Consider the following 20,532-nt stretch of genomic DNA (forward strand, 5'->3'; position numbering starts at 1 on the left):
ACTCAGCGTTAAAGCTGAGTTTTTTCATTTTGATCTATTTTTGTCATTGAGAATCCAGTGGCTGCTAAAATAAGTGAAAACAGTGGACTTAATAAGTTAAAGAATGCAAATGGTAAGAAAGCAATAGGGTTCAAGCCAAGCGTTGCCATCATGTAGGATCCACAAGTTGTCCATGGGATAAGTGGAGAAGTCACGGTCGCACCATCTTCAAGAGCGCGTGATAAGTTTTTCGGCGCTAATCCACGTTTTGGATATTCATTTTTATACATACGACCTGGCATCACAAGTGCTAAATATTGATCACCTGTTACAATATTTGTGAAAATACAAGTAAAAATCGTAGCGAATACAAGTCCGAATGTCCCTTTTGCATATTTTAAAATGGTTGAGGCAATGGTTTCAAGCATTCCTGTTTTTTCTAAAACGCCACCAAATGATAAGGCGCAAAGGATTAAGGAAACGGTCCATAACATACTATCTAAACCACCACGTGTTAATAAATCATCAACAGCGGTGACTCCGGTTTGAGAGTAATAGCCATAGTGCATAGCTGTCATGATGTCTCCCACATTTGCCCCTTGGAAGATCATCGCAAACACCCCACCAAGTAACGTACCAGTTAATAAGGCAGGAATCGCAGGCACTTTTAAAATAACCATCGCAATGACAGCAACAGGTGCTAGTAATAAGATAGGTGATAATGTGTGGAAATTTCCTATTAAGGTGTTTTGTATAATGTCGATTTGACCAGTATCTAGTGATTGTCCAGCATATTTTAATCCAAGGACCGTGTAAAGTATGATTGAAATAACATACGCAGGAACTGTCGTATACATCATATGTTTGATGTGTTCAAATAACGTCGCACCAGCCATGGCAGGTGCTAAGTTAGTCGTATCAGATAAAGGGGACATTTTATCTCCAAAGTAGGCCCCAGAAATGATGGCCCCAGCAATAATAGGTGAAGGAATTCCAAGTGTTTGTCCAATTCCTAATAATGCAATCCCGACTGTTCCAGCTGTTGTCCAAGAAGAACCCGTTGCCACGGATACGATAGAACAAATTAATAAGGTAGCAACTAAGAAAATACCAGGTGATAAAATGTTGAGTCCCCAATAAATCATTGAAGGGACAACCCCTCCTAAAATCCATGTTCCAATTAAAGTTCCAACAATGAGCAAAATTAAAACAGCTTGTAAGGCCATTGTAATGGTTTGGATAATCCCCTCTTCAAGCTCACTCCATTTATACCCCAAACGAAGTACTCCAATTAAGGCTGCGACTCCAGTGGCTAAAATTAATGGAATCTGTGGATCGACATTAAACTTTAATAAAGCTAATGCCAACATGATGACTAAAAAAACAATAGGAATTAGAGCTTCAAATAGCGTCGCTTTTCTAGGTTGTTTCATCTTTATTTCTCCTTCTTATGAGTGTTATGTTTGTTCTCAGTTTTGTTGTTTTGAAGTCCCCAATGAATCATTCTAAATTAGTTTCATTGTGAGCATAAAATCAATTGTCACAACGAGTCGAAAAAACACATTTTTTTGCCGACATTCAATATATCATTTTATATCTTAAACTGCAAATAAATCATGAAGTTTATAAAATGTAATTTTTGGAAAATAATACTTTTACTTCAAAAATATTAGGATATATTTGGATAATTTTAAAGGGTAGTTCTTTTTATAAGTTTCTCTAAAATTATTTTAATTATTCCAAAAAATATAAAATAAATATATTATAAGGTTGATAAAAATGGAAATTTATGATATGTTAAAGAAGTACTTAATAGTTCTTTTTGTTTGTTTCACAGTATATCAGATTGGATTGCGTTTCTGGGGGTTTTTAACTACAGGGTAAAAAGGTGTGGGGTTACAAAATAGTATTAAGTCACTAATCTTTATTTTTATTCGGAGGTATTTATTATGAATACAGGTACAGTTAAATGGTTTAATGCAGAAAAAGGATTTGGATTCATTTCAGTTGAAGGTGGAGAAGACGTATTCGTTCATTACTCTGCAATCACTGGTGAAGGATTTAAAACATTAGAAGAAGGACAAAAAGTGTCTTTTGATATCGTTGAAGGAAACCGTGGAGCTCAAGCTTCTAACGTAGTAAAATTATAATTCTATTTCAAAATAAGACATGAATGAGCTAGTAGCCATGGGTTACTAGTTTTTTCTTGTTCGTTAAAAGGCTAGAAAGTAAAGGAATGACTAGGGTCAGGGTTTCATCATAAAGAAGAAGGTGAAGAAAGTGGAGAAAAGACTTGATTTAACAAAGGGTCATATTATTGGAACGCTTGTAAAGTTAGCTTTACCCATAATGGGAACCTCATTTATTCAAATGGCGTATAATCTGACCGACATGATCTGGATTGGTCGTGTCGGAAGTAGTGCAGTAGCGGCTGTTGGAACGGCCGGATTTTTTACCTGGTTAGCGATGGCATTTATTATGATTTCAAAAATTGGAGCTGAAATTAAGGTCTCACAAACAATAGGTGCTCATTTATACGAAGAAACAAAAGGTTATGTTCGAAGTGCTATACAAATTAATCTCATTTTAGCTGTTTTATATATGATGGTTCTGTTCTTCTTTAAAGAACCTTTAATTGGCTTCTTTAACTTAGGCGATGAGGAAATTATTCAAATGTCCTATACTTATTTAGAGGTTATGATTATTGGAATGATTTTTTATTTTATCAACCCTGTTTTTACAGCTATCTTTAACGGATCAGGCGATAGTAAAACGCCATTTATGATCAATACCATTGGATTAATCTTCAATATTGTTTTTGATCCAATTTTAATTTTAGGATTTGGACCTATTCCGGCGCTGGGTGTTTTAGGAGCTGCCATTGCAACAGTGTGTGCTCAAATAGTGGTTAGCTTATGTTTCTTAGTTATTATTTTACGCAGTAAAGCAGCCTACTTAAAAGTGAACTTATTTGAAAAGTTTGATATAAAATTCATTAAAATCATCTGTAAAATCGGCTTTCCAGGAGCGCTTCAAAGTGGATTGTTCACGTGTATTTCAATGGTGCTTGGTCGATTGGTAGCCGCTTATGGAGCTGTTCCAATTGCTGTTCAAAAAGTTGGATCTCAAATCGAATCGATTTCTTGGATGACTGCAGGAGGATTTTCAACGGCGCTCGGTGCCTTTGTTGGACAAAATTATGGAGCAAAACAATTTGATCGAATTCAAAAAGGCTATCAAACGACAATGCTTTTAGCACTAGGTCTTGGTGTTTTTGCAACCGTTCTTCTTGTCTTCTTTGGGGAACCGATCTTTTCATTTTTCTTACCAGAAGCAGAGGCTATTGAACAGGGAAAAATGTACTTAAAAATCTTAGGGTATTCGCAATTATTTATGTGTATTGAGATTACGACACAAGGATTATTTAATGGATTAGGTCGTACGTACATTCCATCCATTGTCGGAATTATCTTAACCGGTGCACGTATTCCACTCGCCTATGTGATAGGACAACCTCATGTACTAGGAATTGATGGGGTTTGGTGGGCGATTACACTAAGTAGTGTCGTCAAGGGTCTCGTACTGGCAGGTATTTATTTCTATCTTTCAAAACGTCAGCGTCTTTATTTAAAACAAGCCCCATCAACTCTTGAAGGAGAAGGTGAACGAAGTTCTCAGGAATTAAAATTAAAGATAGAATAAACCAAAAAGGCGTCCGATACGGATGCCTTTTTTATATGAGAAGCCAAACAACGATGATATACAACGATTGAAATATTTGATAAAATAGATAAGTTCAGATTAGTTTTGTAAAACTGTAAAATTTTTGAACTATCAGTGGAGAAGGCCTTTTCAAGAGCAGGTTAGTCATTCTCTAGAAGCTAAGAAGGGGATAACCTATGAGCTAAGTGAACCACATAGTGTAGGGAGCCTGTTGTGTTCTTTGTCAGGGATTCTTTGCATGAGTTACTCCACTTTTAGTGAAGTAAGCTTTGGACGATAGGATACCTTAGGTTCAAAAAAGCTTAAATCCTCAGATAGATTCATGAGTGTGAAATAGAGTTCAGTTTCAATCAAGTAGAAAAAGAAGTAAAAAGGTAGAAAGGGGAATGGTGATGAAAATATTAGTAACTGAAATGTTTTTGAGCCATATCCCTCGTGGTAAAGAAACATTTGTGTTGCAAAAAATGAGTCAATTCGTGAAAGATTATGTAGAATATAAGTTTAACATGTCTGCGATGCGTGGAGGCGTGTCTGTGCGTGAAATTAAACATAATCGCAATGGGTTGCGTATTTTTAAGCTTCGAATTAATAAAGGTGATCGGATCTTGTTTACCTTTGATACAAATCGTGTTCGAAGTGAGTACCGACAAGCCATTTTGTTTTTAGATTATTGTCATCATGATGATCAGGCAATGCGAGGACGACAAATTGGAATCAAAGAAGATAGGATTGAGGTTGTATCTTCTGAAGAAGAGGTAGTCGATGCCTACATTGATCAACAATATGAAAATTTTGATTATGATCCTAATGTCATCATTACCAGAGTCATAAACGTCGAAACGATGAATCAGTTACTTGACGATCGAGATGAAAAGGCGATTTATTATTTAAATGATGAACAGTTTCAATGTCTGGCGCCAACTGAGTCGCCAACGTTTTTATTCGGAAGTGCCGGAAGTGGAAAAACCACGATTAATATTCATAAAGCGTATTTACTTGCCTTGCAACCGATTCGTTTAGCTTATTTCACGTATTCTTCTTATTTAGTTGAAGATGCAGTTAAATTATTCAAAAAAATTGTGGAAGATTCTGATGAGGTGAAAGCGGATGATATTTTAAAACGGGTTCAATTTCTTCACTACAATCACTTTGTTTCCACAGAGGTTCGAGCGTATCAAATGATGACATACGAAGCATTTCGCTTATGGGCAATTGAACGCCAACCGATGCTAATTAAACAAATCGGATTAGATGTTTATGATTTGTGGAAAGAAATTCGGGGCATCATTAAAGGAATGATTCCAAAAGAATGGATTCGTTATGCCATCCCTATTTCTGATTTTCCATATCCGTCAGAGGTCATGGAAGTGATGTTGAAAAAAGGCTTAGCTCATGTTGAAAATGACGTGTTAATCTTACATGCTGATGCCTTATATGAGGCAAAAAAACATTATTTAGATCGCTATACCCTACAAGCGATTATGCTTATGCATCAACTGCTTGATGAGTATTTATTCACACATAAAATGATTGAAAAAGAGATCTATCTTTCACTTGATGAGCAGTATTGTGTGTACGAACGAAAACAACGTGAACTGTTGTATGAGTTAGCGGTGCGTTATCAGTTCTTTTTAGATGATGAGAAAAAAGTGGATGAGAACGATCTATCAAGAGCGCTGCTTCAAAAAATAATCAAAAAAGAAGTGAATTTATTTGATTATGTCATTGCTGATGAAATTCAAGATTTGACGGAGATTCAAATTTATTGTTTGATTCGCTTGTCACGAAATCGTAATCAACTGTTATTTAGTGGAGATATTAATCAAACCATTCGACCTACTTATTTTCATACAGGACGCGTTGAAAGCATTATGAAAACATCGAATACCCATTTAGGTTTTTTGAAACATCAACTGGTGAAAAATTATCGTAGCACAAAAGAGGTCGTAGATTTAGCGAATAAAGTCGTGGATCTTCGGATCAAGCGCTTAGGATTAAATAAAAAAAATGATTATCATGAAATTGCTATCCGTGGTCTTTCACATGCGGTTTATTATTTACAGAGCACGAATCCTCAAAATGTCATTAAGCTCATTGAGACGGGCTTAAATCGACATTATGTTGCGATCGTCGTGCCAGATGAAGCTGAAAAACGGAATTTAGAGCGTTTAACCCAAGTGAAAGGGGCCGTCTTTACGGTTGAAGAAATTAAAGGAATCGAAAAAGATTACATCATTTGTTATAATGTGATGTCTAAGTTTAAATCGCTTTGGGAAACCATCTTAAATACCGATGTGATGCATCAAAATCAATACCGCTATTACTTTAATTTATTGTATGTTGCGATTACAAGGGCTCGTCAGCACTTATGTTTTGTAGAAGAGGACATGCCGCCGTCATTATTTGAGTATCTGAGTGATGAACTCTTAATTTTTTCTGAGTTTGATGAATCGGCTTTAAAACTAAGTCAAATTTCAAGTGATAATCAGTTCTATAAAGAAGCAACATTATACGAACGTCGCGAATTATATGAACAGGCTATTACCGAGTACGAGCTATCGAAATTAGAGGTGGCGAAACATGATATTAAACGGTGTCAGGCTTTGATGAAAAATAGAGAAGGGCAGCATATTGAAGCGGGAATCGAGCTCTTAAACTTAAAAGAATTTGAACAGGCGGCAAACTGTTTTAGACAGGGGCAAGATGTGCTCCGCTATTTACAGGCATTGGTTTATCAAGATTGTCCGTTTGAAAAAATACAAGAAGAATTATTAACCTTTGGCATTGAAGACGTGATTAGTTATGTCTATTTACAACCAACGCGAGTCTCGTGGCTTCGCCGTTTTAATAAGTTATATGCCATTCATTTAACTAAGCGAACACAAGTCATCGATCACCTAATGGAATGTATTGATGAAATGAAAGGGTGAGGGAAATGGACGTCGAATTTTTAGATTTAATTAAAACGTTTGAGAAAACGTTAAAACGAATTGAAGTGTTAGATCATAAAGTGACATCATTTAAAGAAGTATTGGAAACATTAAAATCAAATTTAGATGAACTCGTTGAAATGGTCATGCTTGAAGAAATTGTGGAGTTGTCACAAAACGGGACGCAAAAAATTAAAGCCTTAAATCATGAAATGAACCAGTTGATGAGTGCTTATTCATCAGTGGCACAACTTCAAAAACTAAGTGAGGAAGAAGCCAACAGATTTCAAAAGCTAGAGCAAGGAGTGGCAGAACTGAAACACCTAATCCAAAGAAAAGCGCCTCAAATGTCTTCAAGACTACTTGAACTGGCAGATGAGATTTATTATGTGGATGAGGAGTCAAATCTTTGCTGTGAATCAAACATCATCAATCAAACACTAATCACAACAGGTGTTAAAAGCATTGCTCAACATCAAGATTTATTATTTGTTAGTTGTGAACAGGAGTTAGTGGTGATGAAAGACAAACAGCTTTTAGTCAGTTTTCCGATTCAATGTGAGAGTTTTTTTGTAGAAGGCTATCTCATTTACTTCTTAGACCATCAAATGTTAAAACAGTGTCATCTGTTAACACAAGAAGTCACGGTGATTGAAGAGGACGTGCTATTCATGATGCCACAACATGACAAAATCTTGATTAAAACCACGTCGGGATTAAAAAGACTAGCCTATTAAAAAAGAGCTCGATTGAGCTCTTTTTAATTTCCTCCAGTAGGGATAAAGGGGAGTAAACGACTTGCTACATTTTGCATGGTTAAGGTTTGTAAATAAACTGTTCCGGGTCCTGTTAATTTGGTTAAGAAGAGACCTTCTCCTCCAAAGAAAATATTTTTAAATCCTTTAACGGTTTCAATTTCATACTTGACCTGACGATCAAATCCAACGACATTGCCTGTGTCAACTTTAATGACTTCACCGGGTTTTAATTCACGTTTGACCACGCTTCCAGCGACTTCTAAAAAGACTTTTCCATGACCGGATAATCGCTGTAAAATAAAACCTTCGCCACCAAATAAACCAGCCGATACACGTCTAGTCCACTCGACACTTAAATTAACGCCAGGTTCACCGACTAAAAATGAACTTTTTTGACAAATCCAATCTTGTCCTGGAACTAAATCAAGTTCAATGATTTTACCAGGAAACGTTGAAGCAAAGACGATTTCTTGGTTTGGAAGGCTTGAGGTATAGGTTGCCATGAATAAAGATTCACCCGAAAACATGCGGCCAATCCCTTTCATTAAGCCTCCCTTAATGTTAGTATTCATTGTAATCCCATTGTCCATCCAAGCCATACCACCTGATTGGGTGTACACACTCTCTCCTTTATCTAACACAATTGAAACACCAGGTAAATCGTTTCCGAAAATAGATGTTTTCATTTAGAGCCTCCTTCATTTTGTTTTATTAACCATAATTTACCACAAAAAGCAAAGTGAAACAAGAGGTCAACTAATTTATAGGTTCATAGTACGCTAGTAATAAGTCGACCACACGACCATAACTTTGAACCCCATCGTTGACACCGTTTAGTTTTAAGTACGTTTGATTCATTTGGGTGAAGGTTTCTTCAACTTTTCCTTCGTATTGTTTCCAGTAATCGCGTTGATCATTTAAATCACGACGTACACCGTCGGATAATTTTTCGTTTAAGGTGATGAGTGTTTCACGATCAACAAGTGCTAAAGCACGATTGACATAACTTAAGGCATTTAAGTAGCCTGAATATTGAAAATCAACATCAGGGTGAGCGATACAGGTGAGGTAGGCGATGAAGTTCGCTTCATTTTCACTCGCAAAGCCACGTTGATGGGCCATTTCATGCATTGTGGTAAATAAAAGGGTGCTCTTTGGAACTGAAACGTTGACATTGGCTTCTGCCGTAAAGGGAGAATAAATTCCTGTAATGTTTGTATAAGACATTAAATCTGAGAGAAACACTGCTTTGGGAAGCCCGTAATCCCCACCTAAAAAAGGATAAGTTGTTGCAGCTGCTGCATAGCCAAGCGGTGCGCGCTTAAAAATTTCTGAGATAGTTTCGTTAATTGTAAAGATACCGTCTTCATTTTCGAACACTTGAGTTCTAGTTTCATTCGTTTGATTGATGAGATAATCATAAAGGAGAGCTAATTCTTCGACTGACCGAGGGCTCAAGTTTAACTGTAAGGTTTCTTCTAGGGGTGTTTTATAGTAGTTGAGCCCCCATAAAATCGTGAATAAAAAGTATAATAAACTGGCAAAACTTAAAAGATGAAGGAAAAAGCGCCCGATGATGGACAACCAAGTTTTTGGATACATTGCCACTTGATACAACGTTAGACCAAAGTATCCAAGAATCATTAGGATTAAAAAATAAATGAGCCATTCAAATAACGAAAAAGGAAGTATTCCAGTTAGCTGGCTTAATTTTTCAACGACCCATTGATTAAACCGTTCAGAGTAGAGTGCGGTGAGCGTGGTAGGGTTAGATTTGGCCATGAAGATGAGTAAAAGTGATAGAGGAAACAGGCAGAGTAAGATGAGTGGTGTCAAGTAACGCTTCATAAAAAACCTCCGATTATCTAGCTTTCTTTCTATTATAACAAAAAGAGGATGACATACCAATAATGAGGTAATTCAGGAAGCTGGTTTGTCGAATCATTGTGAAAATGAGACAAAATACTAGACAATTTTTATCACATATGGTTAACTAGTAAGAAAACTTCTAGAGGTGAGATGATGAGGAAAGTTCAATTAGTGAATCAAATTAAAGCAGCTAGTCATCAAATCGGATGTGATTTGGTAATCAAAAATATTACGATTATTGATGTGTTTCAAAATGATCGATTTGTTGCTGATGTCGCCATCCACGAGGGCCATATCGTTGGAATTGGGGAATATCAAGGAAATTGTGAAGTGGATGGAAGCGGGAAGTTTATCTGTCCTGGATTAATTGATGCGCATGCTCATATTGAGTCATCGCTTGTGACACCTTGTGAATATTATAAGGAAGCATTAAAGCATGGGATTACATCGATGATTACGGACCCACATGAAATAGCGAACGTGCTAGGGGTTGAGGGGATTGAATTAATGATTAAGTTGAGCGAGGACATTCCGTTTGATATGTATGTGATGCTTCCTTCTTGTGTTCCGGCGACGGGGTTTGAAAATTCAGGAGCCAATCTTTATGCGAAAGACTTAGCTCCTTTATACGCTCATCACCGTGTTCTTGGATTAGCGGAAGTGATGAATTTTCCAGCTGTTATCCATGGAGAGGATGACATGATTCAAAAAATTATGGATGCGAGAAAGCGTGGCTTAACGGTCGATGGGCATGGCGCAAGTTTTGATTTAAAGACGCTCAATGCTTATGTCACAGCAGGAATTACGACGGATCATGAATGTCACACAGCTGAGGAAGTGATTGATCGTTTACGTCGTGGGATGTATGTGTTAATGCGCGAAGGAAGTGTGGCTAAAAATTTAGAAAAATTAATTTCAGTGGCAAGCATCGCCAACAGCCGACGTATTTGTTTTTGTACCGATGATAAACATATTGATGATTTAATGACAGAAGGAAGTATTGATCACTCCATTAAAGTAGCGGTTAAACATGGTTTAAAAATTGAAACAGCCATTCAAATGTGTACCTTAAATACAGCGGAGTGTTATAAACTAGACGGATATGGTGCCATTGCCCCTGGATTTATAGCCGATTTTATTATCTTAGATGATCTAGATTCATTTAACATTCATTCGGTTTACAAAAAAGGGATTCGTGTCGTTCATCAAGGTGTTTTAGAGGTAGGAGAGAATAGGAACTCAAAAATAACTAAGACGTTTGAAAACACGGTAAAATTACCAACGTTAACATTTGAGTCGTTCAAAATTTCGTGCCGTGATAAAGAAATATTAAATGTGATTGAGCTAATTCCAAATAAATTAGAAACGATTCATCAGTGTTTTAACTTACAAGAATTAGGAGTGACGGATGAAGTTCATTCCGATGTGGAACGTGATTTATTAAAAGTGGCGGTGATTGAACGTCATCATTTGACGAATAACATTGGACTGGGAGTGCTCAAAGGCTTAAAGTTAAAAAAAGGTGCCATTGCCACGACCATTTCACACGATTCACATAATTTAATTGTATGTGGGACAAATGATGAAGAGATGCTCTTTGCATCAAGACAATTGCAACAAATGGGTGGAGGCATTATCGTGGTTTGTGAAGGAAAAGTATTAGCTTCTTTAACACTAGAAATTGGTGGTTTAATTACCAATCGCGCCGCATGTGATGTCATTGAAGAATTAAAATTATTACATGAAGCCATTGAAATGATTGCACCAAGTCTTGATTTTAATCCTTTTTTGACGCTTTCGTTTTTAACGCTACCAGTTATTCCGGCAATTAAATTAACAGATAAAGGTTTGTTTGATGTGATGAAATTTGACTTTATTTCTGTTGTCTCATAAAAAGTGTTCGCTATAGCGAACACTTTTTATAATGGCTCATATAATAAGTTGATGGGGGCCGGTTTAAAAAGAGGAGGGAGAGAGACGATGAATATTAAAACCATACAAGTGGTCATTTTAAATCATAAGACCTCTTCTATTGAAAAATTTGCAAGAAATGCAAAAGCTATTCAATATTATCAAGATGGAGAAAGTGCCAATTTGGTGAATGATTTATATCATCATTGGTTCGGCATTAATGAAGCCTGTATTGTTGCTCATCATTTAGCTTCATTAAGTGATAATCAAGAGGAAATTAATTATGTCGTGGCCGTCAATCCGTTTAAAGCAGGGGTGTCTTACGATGTCCAAAAGATAAATGGCAGGCGACTTCGTTTTGTGTTTATCTTTTTTGAGGTCCAAGAGTCAGAGGCTAGACAGTATGTGTATGAATATTTAAAGGATCTCCTTCTGAATAATAAAACGCAGCCAGTTGAAGTAGATGTCGACTACCATAATGTCAATTTTTATTAAATCCATAAAAATATAGGTCATGTTTTATTTGTTTCGACAATATAATTAAGAGAGAGTCTAGGTCACCAACGTAAGAAAAAATGAGGTGAAATCATGCTAAATTTTTTAAATAATATGAATTTATTGCCGACAAATTTTATTGTGGCTAATATTGTCGAAGTTTTAAAAGAGGATCCTGAAAATGGGGTAGATAAACTATATGAGATGTCGCAAAATTTCATTACTGATCCTCAAATTCAACAAACCGTTAAAGAAATAAAATCGTATTATGATAGCCATCCTTCGATTAAACGGTATATTAAAAATATGGTGTATAATACGCATAAAAATGTATTAAACCACTTTTTACAAAATATCGCGGTTAAAGAAGCATGGGAAGGCATCAATAAGCGAGAACAGGCAAGTCAAAAATATCAAGTTCAAATTCCGTATGCATTGATGCTTGATATTGGAATGGACTGTCAATTAAACTGTAAGGATTGTTACTACCCTCATGACCACTCGTTCTCGATGCCATTAAGTGAAATTGATCGATTAGTCTTCGAAGCAAAAGAAATTGGAATTCATTTGATTATTTTAAGTGGGGGAGACCCTGTTTTAAATGATGGGTTGTTAAAGTTGTATGAGAAATATTCAGATGTTGAGTTTATTGTATTTACGAATGGGACATCAATGAACACAGAGCGTTGCCAGCGCCTTGTCAATCTCGGGAATGTGTTGCCGATGATCGTGCTTGAAGGGGAAGCGAATGAGATGAAAGAGCAGGTGAATCCAGGCTTATATCATCAGATTTTTGAAACATTTGATTTGCTAAAATCACAAGGGTTATTATTTGGGGTTGTGACGCCTCTTAAAGCGACTAATTTAGAAAAAGTCGTCAGTGATCGATTTATTTTACCATTGATTAAACATGGGTCAAGACTTCAACTCTATGTAAGTACTCATCAGCCAAAGAGTGGAGAAGAATTGACACCTAAAATGAATCAGTGGCTAGAACGTCAATTAAATGATATGAGACGAATGCGTCCGTATATGGCTGTTCATTTACAAAGCTATTCTCCTTTTATTGGGCGTTGTGTAATCGGACCATTAGCCTATAACACCATGCTTGAGAGTATGAATCAAGTAGTTGAAATTCCTCAGTTTAATACCAAAATGATTAACGGAGCTAGACTAGTGCAAGTTTTAAAACAATATCAAATCTAAAAAAAAGACGTGAATTTAATCACGTCCTTTTTTAGTCTTGCCATTCATCCACATTTGTTAAGCCTTTAATATTAGAAGCTTTGAAGATAGGTTCTTTAATTCCTTGTTTCTTTTGTTCTGTATAGTCTTTCAATGCTTTAATAGCGAGGTGTCCAAGTAATATGATAGCGATGAGGTTTACAATAGCCATAAATGACATGAATAAGTCAGCTAAGTCCCACACAATCGCTACTTTCGTTAATGATCCGAAGATAATCATTGCCACTACAATAATACGGTAAGCAATTAAATAAGTTTTCTTCGTACTCATAAATTCAATATTTGATTCTCCATAATAGTAGTTTCCAATAATTGAACTAAAAGCAAATAATAAAATACAGAAGGCAATAAAGTAGTTACCAAAAGCTCCAATTTGTGAAGTTAAGGCATGTTGCGTTAATTGAATTCCTGTTAAGGAAGAATCTGTATATGAACCGGATAATAAAATAACAAAAGCGGTACAGCTACAAATTAAAATCGTGTCGGTAAAAACACCTAATGTCTGAATTAACCCTTGTTTAACCGGATGAGTGACTTCAGCTGTTGCAGCTGCATTTGGCGCACTCCCCATTCCAGCTTCATTTGAAAATAAACCGCGTTTTACCCCTTGAATGAACATCACACCAAAGGCTCCTGATGCAAATGAAGAGAAGTCAAATGCATTTGAGATAATTAAGTTAAAAACATGAGGGATTTCTTTAATATTTAAGATAATCACTACAATGGCTACTAAAACATAAGCCACTGCTAAAATAGGAACGATTACCTCTGAAACTTTAGCAATACGGTGAACACCACCAAAAATAATTAAAGCACTCACAGCTGCTAATAAAAGTCCCATCACTAGTTTGTCCATTCCAAAGGCTGTTTGGAAGGCTTCAGAAATCGTGTTAGCTTGTACGGCATTAAAGACAAATCCGAAGGTAATAGTAATTAAAACAGAGAAGATAAGACCCAACCAACGTTTGTTTAATCCTTTTTCAATGTAGTAAGCAGGACCTCCACGATACGCCCCATTTTCATCTTTTACTTTATAAATTTGAGCTAAGGTACTTTCAATGAAACTTGAAGCTCCTCCGATTAAAGCAATGATCCACATCCAAAAGACAGCACCTGGTCCACCGACTGCAATTGCAAGGGCAACGCCAGCAATGTTTCCAGTTCCAACGCGAGAAGCGGTACTAATACAAAAGGCTTGGAAAGATGAGATTTTATCTTCATTTTTATTAGATTTTCCAACTCCATCCCCTAGAAGTCGAATCATCTCTTTCATCATTCTAAATTGAACAAATCCTGTTCTAAAGCTAAAGTAGAAACCAGCGATTAACAGTAGGACAATTAACAGATAGCTTCCGATATACGTGTTACCAGCACTAATCAAATTATTTAATCCATCTAAAATCGAGTTTCCCATTGTTTGAATAGTTTCCATATTGGCCTCCTTTTTTACTTATCAAAATCCAATTTTTTTCGACACTCCGATTTCTATTATAACTTAAAATGAAAGAAAATGTAAGTTTAAACCATTAATAGTAAAAAATTAGAATGAGTCAAAATGGAAAATTTTTAGATTATGGTTAACAAAAAAACCTTAAGGAAGCCCTTAAGGTTTTCATTTATTTTTTAAAGATACCAAGTCCTGTAACCACTAATGTTGCCCAATCTGAGTCGTCGTTGTTTTGCCAAGTATACTCCACGTTTAATTTCTTTAACCAAGCATTTAATCCTGTTGATGTTTTTCCATCCGTCGCAGCTTGACGTCCAAAAGCTTCTTTAATTTTTTCTAGTAAGTCTTTTTGTCCTTCTGCATCTAATTCAAATCCGACGATATCTTCTAATTCTTCACGAATATTTTCATAAGCAATTAAATCATCGCGATATAAATCATTGACTAATAATTGACGTTCACGATTTAATTCTAAAATAACATTTTGGATTTCTTCATGATTTGAAAGATATTTTTTAGCGACATTCATCGCAGCAATCACATGATCGATTTTAACAATACGCTTTTCAATAGCTGAACTTTTCATAACTTAATCTCACTTCGCAATCTTTATTTTTCCATAACTTTTGAATTATATCATTTCACTAAAGCGTGGGCAAGTTTTATTTTGTATAATAGGCGATCCCAATACTTCCAGGTCCAACATGACATCCAATGACAGGTCCAATAGATTGTAATCCCACCGGTTGTTTTAACTCTTCTTCAAGTTTTTGAGCGAGAAGAAATCCATCCTCTTCATTGTTAATATGATGAACAATAACGCCTCCAAGCTCGCGAGACGTTAAATCTTCTTTAAACTTATCGATAAAGGTTTGAATCGCTTTTTTCTTCGTTCGAACTTTTGTATAGACAGTTGTTTTCCCGTCTTCGACTGTTAAAATTGGTTTTATTTGGAAAATGTTCCCTAATAGAGCTGAAGCCCCTCCAATACGTCCGCCTTTTTTTAAGTAATCAAGTGTTTCAGGCGTAAATAAGAAACGACTGTGCTCTTTCACTTGTGTCGCAACTTCGATGACTTCATCCATTGAAGCCCCTGCTTTTGCTGCTTTTGCCGCTTCTATTGCAATATAACCCATTTGCATGCAATTAGTCATTGAGTCAAACAGCTGAATATTGGCAGTAGGGTATTTCTCAAGCACTAAGTCACGAATCATATGGGCATTTGAGAAGGTACCGCTCATCTCAGAAGATAAGAAAACTCCGAAAATATCGTGCCCGTTACGAACCAATGACTCAAATGTTTCTAACATTTCATCAGGTGTGGGTTGAGAAGAGGTTGGAATTTCATTGAGCTCTTTTAGGTGGCTATAAAATTGGTCTAAGTTGACATCCAATTCACGTTCACTAGTTCCTTTAACAATAATATTGAGCGAGACAATTGAAAGATCTAAATCTTCTTGAATTTCCTTTGGAATGTAAGATGTACTATCTGTAATCACTTTAATTGACATAAGGATCCTCCTAAAATGAGATAAAAATAAAAGAAACAGGGATACTAATTAATAACCAATATTATAACTTAAGATAAAGAAAAAATTAACAAAAAATGCAAATATATTTTGAGATTTGAGTGAAATGACGTACAATGAGGAAATAAAAAGATAAATCAATCATCGGATAAAAAACGACGTTAAAAAGGATGTGGAATTTTGAAAATATTAATTGATGGAGACGGATGTCCAGTGACAGACCTTGTGATTAATCTAGCTGCGCCTTATAACATCCCTGTCATCTTAATTTGTGATACTGCACATGTTTGTAATCGAGAAGGGATTAAAACAATTATGGTAAATAAAGGGCGTGACGCAACGGATTTTGAATTGATGCGACATGTTCAAAAAGGCGATATTATCGTGACTCAAGATTATGGATTAGCGGCGATGGGGTTAACCAAGCAGGCTTACGTGATCCATCAAAGTGGGATGCAGTATACGATACAAAATATTGATCAGCTCCTATTTGCGCGACATCTCTCTCAAAAAATAAGAAATTCAGGCGGAAGATTAAAAGGGCCAGCGAAACGAACACGAGACGATGACTTAGCGTTTAAAACTTCTTTTCAGAGCTTACTGTCTAGATTAACGACGACAAATTAAAATGGAATCTTACAAAATTTATTCAAATACGATATAATATGTAAGGAATTTGATTTGTTTTTATCATCATCTATGACGTTTTAGATGAAATGGAAATGAATGAACGATGGAGGTTTTAATATGATTGCTTTAATCGTCGCACTATCGCTCACCCTCATTCATTTTTTGAATTTAGGAGCTATTTTAGTGATGATTTTCCGAAGAAGGGAAGAGCCTATTTTTATTATTGCTTGGACAATGCTCATGATGTTTGTCCCTTTAATCGGATTTATTTTATACTTATTATTTGGGCATGGACCTATTGTTAAAGAAAAAAGAACATTTGTCGATGAGATTGAACAAAATCATCATGAATCAAACGTCGCTAATCAAATGGAAAGATTTAAAGCGTTAGATGAAGAAAACCATCCGTTTTCATCTTTAATTCAATTTAATTTAAATTATAATCATAGTCTTTTAACAACCTATAATGAGGTGGAACTTTTTTCAGAGGCAAAGGCCAAATACGAACGTTTAATTCAAGATATTAACGAAGCTAAAGAAACGATTAATATTCTGTACTTTATTATTCGAGGTGACCAAAGTGGAGAGGCCTTATTATCTGCGTTAACGCGAAAAGCAAAAGAGGGCGTTAAAGTTCGATTAGTTTATGATGATGGAGGAAGTTTCATGACTCCCGCCTCTTTTTTTAAGCCTTTAATTGAGGCAGGTGGAATCGTTGTGAAGCATTATCCAGCTAAATTGAAAATTTTCACATTAAATTGGAATTATCGAAATCATCGAAAAATTGTCGTGATTGATGGGAAAATTGGATACATGGGTGGGATGAACATCGGTGATGAGTATCTATCGCTTAATCCTAAGTATAGCCCATGGCGTGATGCCCATTTTAGAGTGGAGGGAGAGGCTGTTCCGTTACTTCAAATGAGATTTTTAAAAGATTATTTTGCCGTCATGGAAAATGAAGCAGATGTATCACAGATTGAACAGAATCTTAACCTGTATTTTAAAGCGCCAACCATTACAACTAAAACCTATCTACAAATTATTACGGATGGTCCTGATCAAAAAACAGACCATATGCGTGCTGCTTTTATTAAATTAATTATGAGTGCAAGAAAGAGTATCTGGATTCAAACTCCGTATTTTATTCCAGATAGTGAGTTTTTACATGTGTTAAAAATTGCGTCTCATTCTGGTTTAGATGTTAAAATCATGATTCCAGTGATTCCGGATAATCATTTCGTGCATCGAACAACCACTTCTTATATTAAAGAGTTGCTTGAAGCGGGAATTGAAGTTTATTTTTATGAAGGGTTCTTACATTCCAAAATTATTATCATCGATGGAAAAATGAGTTCAGTTGGATCTGTTAATATGGATGTTCGAAGTTTTAGCATTAATTTTGAAATCACAGCTTTTATCTATGATGATCAGATGGCGAAGCAATTAATTAAACAATTTGAATTTGATCAACAAAATTGCCGTTTGCTTGATTTTGAATACGAACGCAATAAATCTTGGGTTATGAAAGCTGAAGAATCGATTTATCGATTATTATCAATGTTAATGTAGGGGAGATTAAGAATGAGAAAGAAAATTGGTATGAGAACCATAAAAACGGCTGTCGGGGCAACCATTGCCATTATTTTAGCTAACTTTTTCGGGCTTAAATATGCGCTTTCTGCAGGGGTTATCACGATTTTAAGTGTACAAAACACGAAGCGAAAGTCTGTTGAAATTGCATGGTCTAGATTTAATTCGACTTGCTTAGCGCTTATGATTAGTGGGATTTTATTCTCACTCATTGGCTTTAATGCGTTCGCATTTGGATTATATTTACTGATTTTTATTCCATTGGCTGTTTCCTATAAATTAAGCGATGGCATTGTGATGAGTTCAGTGTTGGTCACACATCTCTTAGGAGAGGGATATATTAGTCTCTCTTTAATTGCGAATGAGTTTTTTTTAGTCATCATCGGGGCAGGAATTGCTATTTTATTTAATCTTTATATGCCAAAAATGCAACCCCGTATTAAAGAAGATCAGGCAAAAATAGAAGAGCAATTTAGAATTGTTCTGCTGTGCTTAGCGGGAACGACCTCAAGTCAATCGGTGGCGATTGATGAAGAATTTTTATTTCAAACATTGGAGGAGATGTTGCTAAAAGCGAGAGATCGAGCTATGTTGCACAAAGAAAATTACTTATTAGATGAAATGACGTACTATGTTCAATATATGGATATGCGCTTCATGCAATATCAGGTGCTTTTAAGTATGCGACAGACGCTTGGAAAAGTGGTAATGACCGTCGAACAGTCGAGTTTAATTGCAGATTTAACGGAACATATTGCTTTTAATTTACATGAATATAATCCTGCAGAAGATTTAATTCAAATGACACAAGATGTTTTAACTCAATGTCGTAATCAAGAGTTACCTAAAACACGAGAAGAGTTTGAAAATCGAGCCTTATTATTCCAATATTTAAATGATTTGCAATATCTCCTTGAAATTAAATGCCATTTTGTTCGAAATTTGACGGAACAACAACGTTTGAAATTTGGACCACAGAGTTTGTAAATAAAAAAAAGTCATTGAGACCTTGCTCAATGACTTTTTTTTTATGCTTCTATAAATTGACCGTGTGAAACTTTCATTTCTTTAAATTGAATGTTAAATTTCTTTTGATATTTTTTCAATGTACTTAAATCTTTATCTGTAATGATACAAATTGATTTTCCACTTGCATACCCACGAGCCGTACGACCCGCACGATGTAAATATTCATTTGGATTGGCCGGACAGTCAAGGTGAATGATGTGTGTGACTTCTGGAATATCAAGACCACGAGCCGTTAAATCTGATGAAACTAATAATTTGATTTTTCCACTTCTAAATAGATCTAGTGCACGTTTGCGTTCTTCTTTTTGAATGTTACCACGCATGACGAATGTTTCTTTTTGATGATAATTTAATTTTTCAGCAATTTCTTGCATCGAATCGTTTTGATTTACAAAAATTAAAGCACGTTCTGGGTTTTCGGCAACAATCAATTTGCGAAGTAATTCGAATTTATCACGACGCTCACCTTTTAAATAGAAATGAGCAATATTTGGATTCATTTCGACGGCATCTGCAGTTTTTAAAATAACAGGTTCTTTCATTAAAGACGTCGCAAGTGTTTGCGTATTCTCACTAATTGAAGCTGAGAATAGACAAAGTTGACGATCACGTAGTGTTGTTTTAATAATATCTTGAATCGTTTTGGTATTGGTATTATCAAGTAGACTATCCGCTTCATCTAAAATGATGGTTTTAAGGGTATGAGCCGTAATTTTTTTCTTTTTAATCAATTCTAAAATACGACCACATGATCCCGTGATGATATGAGGTTTTTCTTTTAATTTTTTGATTTGTTTATCAATGTTTGCGCCCCCAATAATCGTGGTAGACGTCACCGGAATTTCTGAGTTTGCTGCTAGTAACTTGATTTGAGCATCAATTTGCATGACTAGCTCATGTGTAGGTGCTAAGATTAAAACTTGCATTTCACGTTTTGTCGTGTCAATTTTTTCAAAAAGGGGGGCGACAAAAGCTAATGTTTTTCCGCTTCCTGTATGTGATTGGGCAATCACATCTTGATGATTTAAAATAACAGGAATGGCCTCTTGTTGAATAGAGGTTGGGACACTAATATTTTGTTTGTTTAATCCCGCAATGATACGTGAATCTAAATTTAAATTTTCAAATGTAATAGACATGGGCTTCCTCCTAATGGTAAGTGTGTCTAAGTAATCATAAATTAAAGCGTGGAAAAACTCGATTTATTTATCGAATAATCCTCCACCTTTATGTCGTTTGATACGTTTACGAGGTTCTCCAATCGTTTTATCCGGACGTTTTAATTTATCTTGTTGTTTTGTTCCTTGACGTTTTTGTTCAATAATTTGTTTCATTAAATCCATATTTTTTGTTGCCATCTTGGTATCTCCTAAACTAAAAAATTAATGTTAAAA

General features: G+C 35.6%; 18 protein-coding genes. 10 read left to right on the forward strand and 8 right to left on the reverse strand.

The annotated features are described in order from the left end of the window. Positions 1–8: 8 nt before the first annotated feature. A complete protein-coding gene (nhaC, locus tag HLK68_RS11990; RefSeq protein WP_006785621.1) occupies positions 9–1,412 on the reverse strand; it encodes a Na+/H+ antiporter NhaC in 1,404 nt (467 codons plus the stop codon). A gap of 516 nt (positions 1,413–1,928) precedes the next feature. On the opposite strand from nhaC, the gene HLK68_RS11995 reads away from it, so the two are divergent. The 4 genes from HLK68_RS11995 (at position 1,929) to HLK68_RS12010 (ending at position 7,369) form a co-directional block, all read left to right on the forward strand. Continuing rightward, positions 1,929–2,129, forward strand: a complete 201-nt coding sequence (locus HLK68_RS11995; protein WP_006785622.1) for a cold-shock protein — start codon at positions 1,929–1,931, stop codon at positions 2,127–2,129. A 130-nt stretch (positions 2,130–2,259) separates the two neighbouring features. Continuing rightward, positions 2,260–3,681, forward strand: a complete 1,422-nt coding sequence (locus HLK68_RS12000; RefSeq protein ID WP_006785623.1) for an MATE family efflux transporter — start codon at positions 2,260–2,262, stop codon at positions 3,679–3,681. Between the two features lie 413 nt (positions 3,682–4,094). Then, complete coding sequence (locus tag HLK68_RS12005; RefSeq protein WP_132942631.1) at positions 4,095–6,632, forward strand: UvrD-helicase domain-containing protein; 2,538 nt, start codon at positions 4,095–4,097, stop codon at positions 6,630–6,632. Between the two features lie 5 nt (positions 6,633–6,637). Further along, positions 6,638–7,369, forward strand: coding sequence for a hypothetical protein (locus HLK68_RS12010; protein ID WP_006785625.1), 732 nt, complete (start codon positions 6,638–6,640; stop codon positions 7,367–7,369). A gap of 23 nt (positions 7,370–7,392) precedes the next feature. On the opposite strand, the gene HLK68_RS12015 is transcribed toward HLK68_RS12010, so the two are convergent. Both HLK68_RS12015 and HLK68_RS12020 read right to left on the reverse strand, forming a co-directional pair. Then, positions 7,393–8,076 carry a TIGR00266 family protein gene (locus HLK68_RS12015; protein WP_006785626.1) on the reverse strand — a complete coding sequence of 228 codons (684 nt, stop codon included), beginning with the start codon at positions 8,074–8,076 and terminating at the stop codon, positions 7,393–7,395. Positions 8,077–8,146: 70 nt separating this feature from the next. Then, entirely contained in the window at positions 8,147–9,238 is a 1,092-nt protein-coding gene (locus HLK68_RS12020) for a DUF3810 domain-containing protein (RefSeq protein ID WP_132942630.1), read from the reverse strand. Positions 9,239–9,412: 174 nt separating this feature from the next. Here HLK68_RS12020 and ade point away from each other — a divergent pair, with 174 nt between their 5' ends. The 3 genes from ade (at position 9,413) to HLK68_RS12035 (ending at position 12,871) form a co-directional block, all read left to right on the forward strand. Continuing rightward, positions 9,413–11,152: an adenine deaminase gene (gene ade, locus HLK68_RS12025; protein WP_132942629.1), complete on the forward strand. Its 1,740-nt coding sequence runs from the start codon at positions 9,413–9,415 to the stop codon at positions 11,150–11,152. A gap of 87 nt (positions 11,153–11,239) precedes the next feature. Beyond that, positions 11,240–11,665 (forward strand): hypothetical protein, encoded by a 426-nt coding sequence (locus HLK68_RS12030; RefSeq protein ID WP_006785629.1) that lies wholly within the window; start codon positions 11,240–11,242, stop codon positions 11,663–11,665. A 93-nt stretch (positions 11,666–11,758) separates the two neighbouring features. Then, positions 11,759–12,871: a radical SAM protein gene (locus HLK68_RS12035; protein WP_129821374.1), complete on the forward strand. Its 1,113-nt coding sequence runs from the start codon at positions 11,759–11,761 to the stop codon at positions 12,869–12,871. A gap of 31 nt (positions 12,872–12,902) precedes the next feature. On the opposite strand, the gene HLK68_RS12040 is transcribed toward HLK68_RS12035, so the two are convergent. The 3 genes from HLK68_RS12040 to HLK68_RS12050 all read right to left on the reverse strand — a co-directional run bounded on the left by HLK68_RS12040 (position 12,903) and on the right by HLK68_RS12050 (position 15,868). Then, complete coding sequence (locus HLK68_RS12040; protein ID WP_132942628.1) at positions 12,903–14,342, reverse strand: alanine/glycine:cation symporter family protein; 1,440 nt, start codon at positions 14,340–14,342, stop codon at positions 12,903–12,905. A gap of 184 nt (positions 14,343–14,526) precedes the next feature. Further along, positions 14,527–14,943 carry a hypothetical protein gene (locus HLK68_RS12045; RefSeq protein WP_006785632.1) on the reverse strand — a complete coding sequence of 139 codons (417 nt, stop codon included), beginning with the start codon at positions 14,941–14,943 and terminating at the stop codon, positions 14,527–14,529. Positions 14,944–15,019: 76 nt separating this feature from the next. Next, on the reverse strand, positions 15,020–15,868 hold the full coding sequence (locus HLK68_RS12050) for a DegV family protein (protein ID WP_006785633.1): 849 nt from the start codon (positions 15,866–15,868) through the stop codon (positions 15,020–15,022). A gap of 198 nt (positions 15,869–16,066) precedes the next feature. Between HLK68_RS12050 and HLK68_RS12055 the strand changes: the two genes are divergently transcribed. The 3 genes from HLK68_RS12055 to HLK68_RS12065 all read left to right on the forward strand — a co-directional run bounded on the left by HLK68_RS12055 (position 16,067) and on the right by HLK68_RS12065 (position 19,096). Then, positions 16,067–16,513 (forward strand): YaiI/YqxD family protein, encoded by a 447-nt coding sequence (locus HLK68_RS12055; RefSeq protein ID WP_132942627.1) that lies wholly within the window; start codon positions 16,067–16,069, stop codon positions 16,511–16,513. A 120-nt stretch (positions 16,514–16,633) separates the two neighbouring features. Then, positions 16,634–18,088 (forward strand): cardiolipin synthase, encoded by a 1,455-nt coding sequence (cls, locus tag HLK68_RS12060; protein WP_009606477.1) that lies wholly within the window; start codon positions 16,634–16,636, stop codon positions 18,086–18,088. A gap of 12 nt (positions 18,089–18,100) precedes the next feature. After that, complete coding sequence (locus HLK68_RS12065) at positions 18,101–19,096, forward strand: aromatic acid exporter family protein (RefSeq protein WP_006785636.1); 996 nt, start codon at positions 18,101–18,103, stop codon at positions 19,094–19,096. A 41-nt stretch (positions 19,097–19,137) separates the two neighbouring features. On the opposite strand, the gene HLK68_RS12070 is transcribed toward HLK68_RS12065, so the two are convergent. Together HLK68_RS12070 and HLK68_RS12075 are read right to left on the reverse strand one after the other, a co-directional pair. Then, a complete protein-coding gene (locus tag HLK68_RS12070) occupies positions 19,138–20,277 on the reverse strand; it encodes a DEAD/DEAH box helicase (RefSeq protein ID WP_055164740.1) in 1,140 nt (379 codons plus the stop codon). Positions 20,278–20,340: 63 nt separating this feature from the next. Beyond that, positions 20,341–20,496 (reverse strand): hypothetical protein, encoded by a 156-nt coding sequence (locus HLK68_RS12075; protein ID WP_006783642.1) that lies wholly within the window; start codon positions 20,494–20,496, stop codon positions 20,341–20,343. Positions 20,497–20,532: the final 36 nt, after the last annotated feature.

It is taken from the genome of Turicibacter sanguinis (genome assembly GCF_013046825.1).
GTDB lineage: Bacteria > Bacillota_I > Bacilli_A > MOL361 > Turicibacteraceae > Turicibacter > Turicibacter sanguinis.

Bases quoted from the DNA above. Each gene is read 5' to 3' on its own strand.
- HLK68_RS12015 (WP_006785626.1), bottom strand. From the start codon at position 8,076: ATGAAAACATCTATTTTCGGAAACGATTTACCTGGTGTTTCAATTGTG.
- ade (WP_132942629.1), top strand. From the start codon at position 9,413: ATGAGGAAAGTTCAATTAGTGAATCAAATTAAAGCAGCTAGTCATCAA.
- cls (WP_009606477.1), top strand. From the start codon at position 16,634: ATGATTGCTTTAATCGTCGCACTATCGCTCACCCTCATTCATTTTTTG.
- HLK68_RS12070 (WP_055164740.1), bottom strand. From the start codon at position 20,277: ATGTCTATTACATTTGAAAATTTAAATTTAGATTCACGTATCATTGCG.
- HLK68_RS12030 (WP_006785629.1), top strand. From the start codon at position 11,240: ATGAATATTAAAACCATACAAGTGGTCATTTTAAATCATAAGACCTCT.
- HLK68_RS12010 (WP_006785625.1), top strand. From the start codon at position 6,638: ATGGACGTCGAATTTTTAGATTTAATTAAAACGTTTGAGAAAACGTTA.
- HLK68_RS12075 (WP_006783642.1), bottom strand. From the start codon at position 20,496: ATGGCAACAAAAAATATGGATTTAATGAAACAAATTATTGAACAAAAA.
- HLK68_RS12040 (WP_132942628.1), bottom strand. From the start codon at position 14,342: ATGGAAACTATTCAAACAATGGGAAACTCGATTTTAGATGGATTAAAT.
- nhaC (WP_006785621.1), bottom strand. From the start codon at position 1,412: ATGAAACAACCTAGAAAAGCGACGCTATTTGAAGCTCTAATTCCTATT.
- HLK68_RS12045 (WP_006785632.1), bottom strand. From the start codon at position 14,943: ATGAAAAGTTCAGCTATTGAAAAGCGTATTGTTAAAATCGATCATGTG.
- HLK68_RS11995 (WP_006785622.1), top strand. From the start codon at position 1,929: ATGAATACAGGTACAGTTAAATGGTTTAATGCAGAAAAAGGATTTGGA.
- HLK68_RS12050 (WP_006785633.1), bottom strand. From the start codon at position 15,868: ATGTCAATTAAAGTGATTACAGATAGTACATCTTACATTCCAAAGGAA.
- HLK68_RS12020 (WP_132942630.1), bottom strand. From the start codon at position 9,238: ATGAAGCGTTACTTGACACCACTCATCTTACTCTGCCTGTTTCCTCTA.
- HLK68_RS12035 (WP_129821374.1), top strand. From the start codon at position 11,759: ATGCTAAATTTTTTAAATAATATGAATTTATTGCCGACAAATTTTATT.
- HLK68_RS12065 (WP_006785636.1), top strand. From the start codon at position 18,101: ATGAGAAAGAAAATTGGTATGAGAACCATAAAAACGGCTGTCGGGGCA.
- HLK68_RS12005 (WP_132942631.1), top strand. From the start codon at position 4,095: ATGAAAATATTAGTAACTGAAATGTTTTTGAGCCATATCCCTCGTGGT.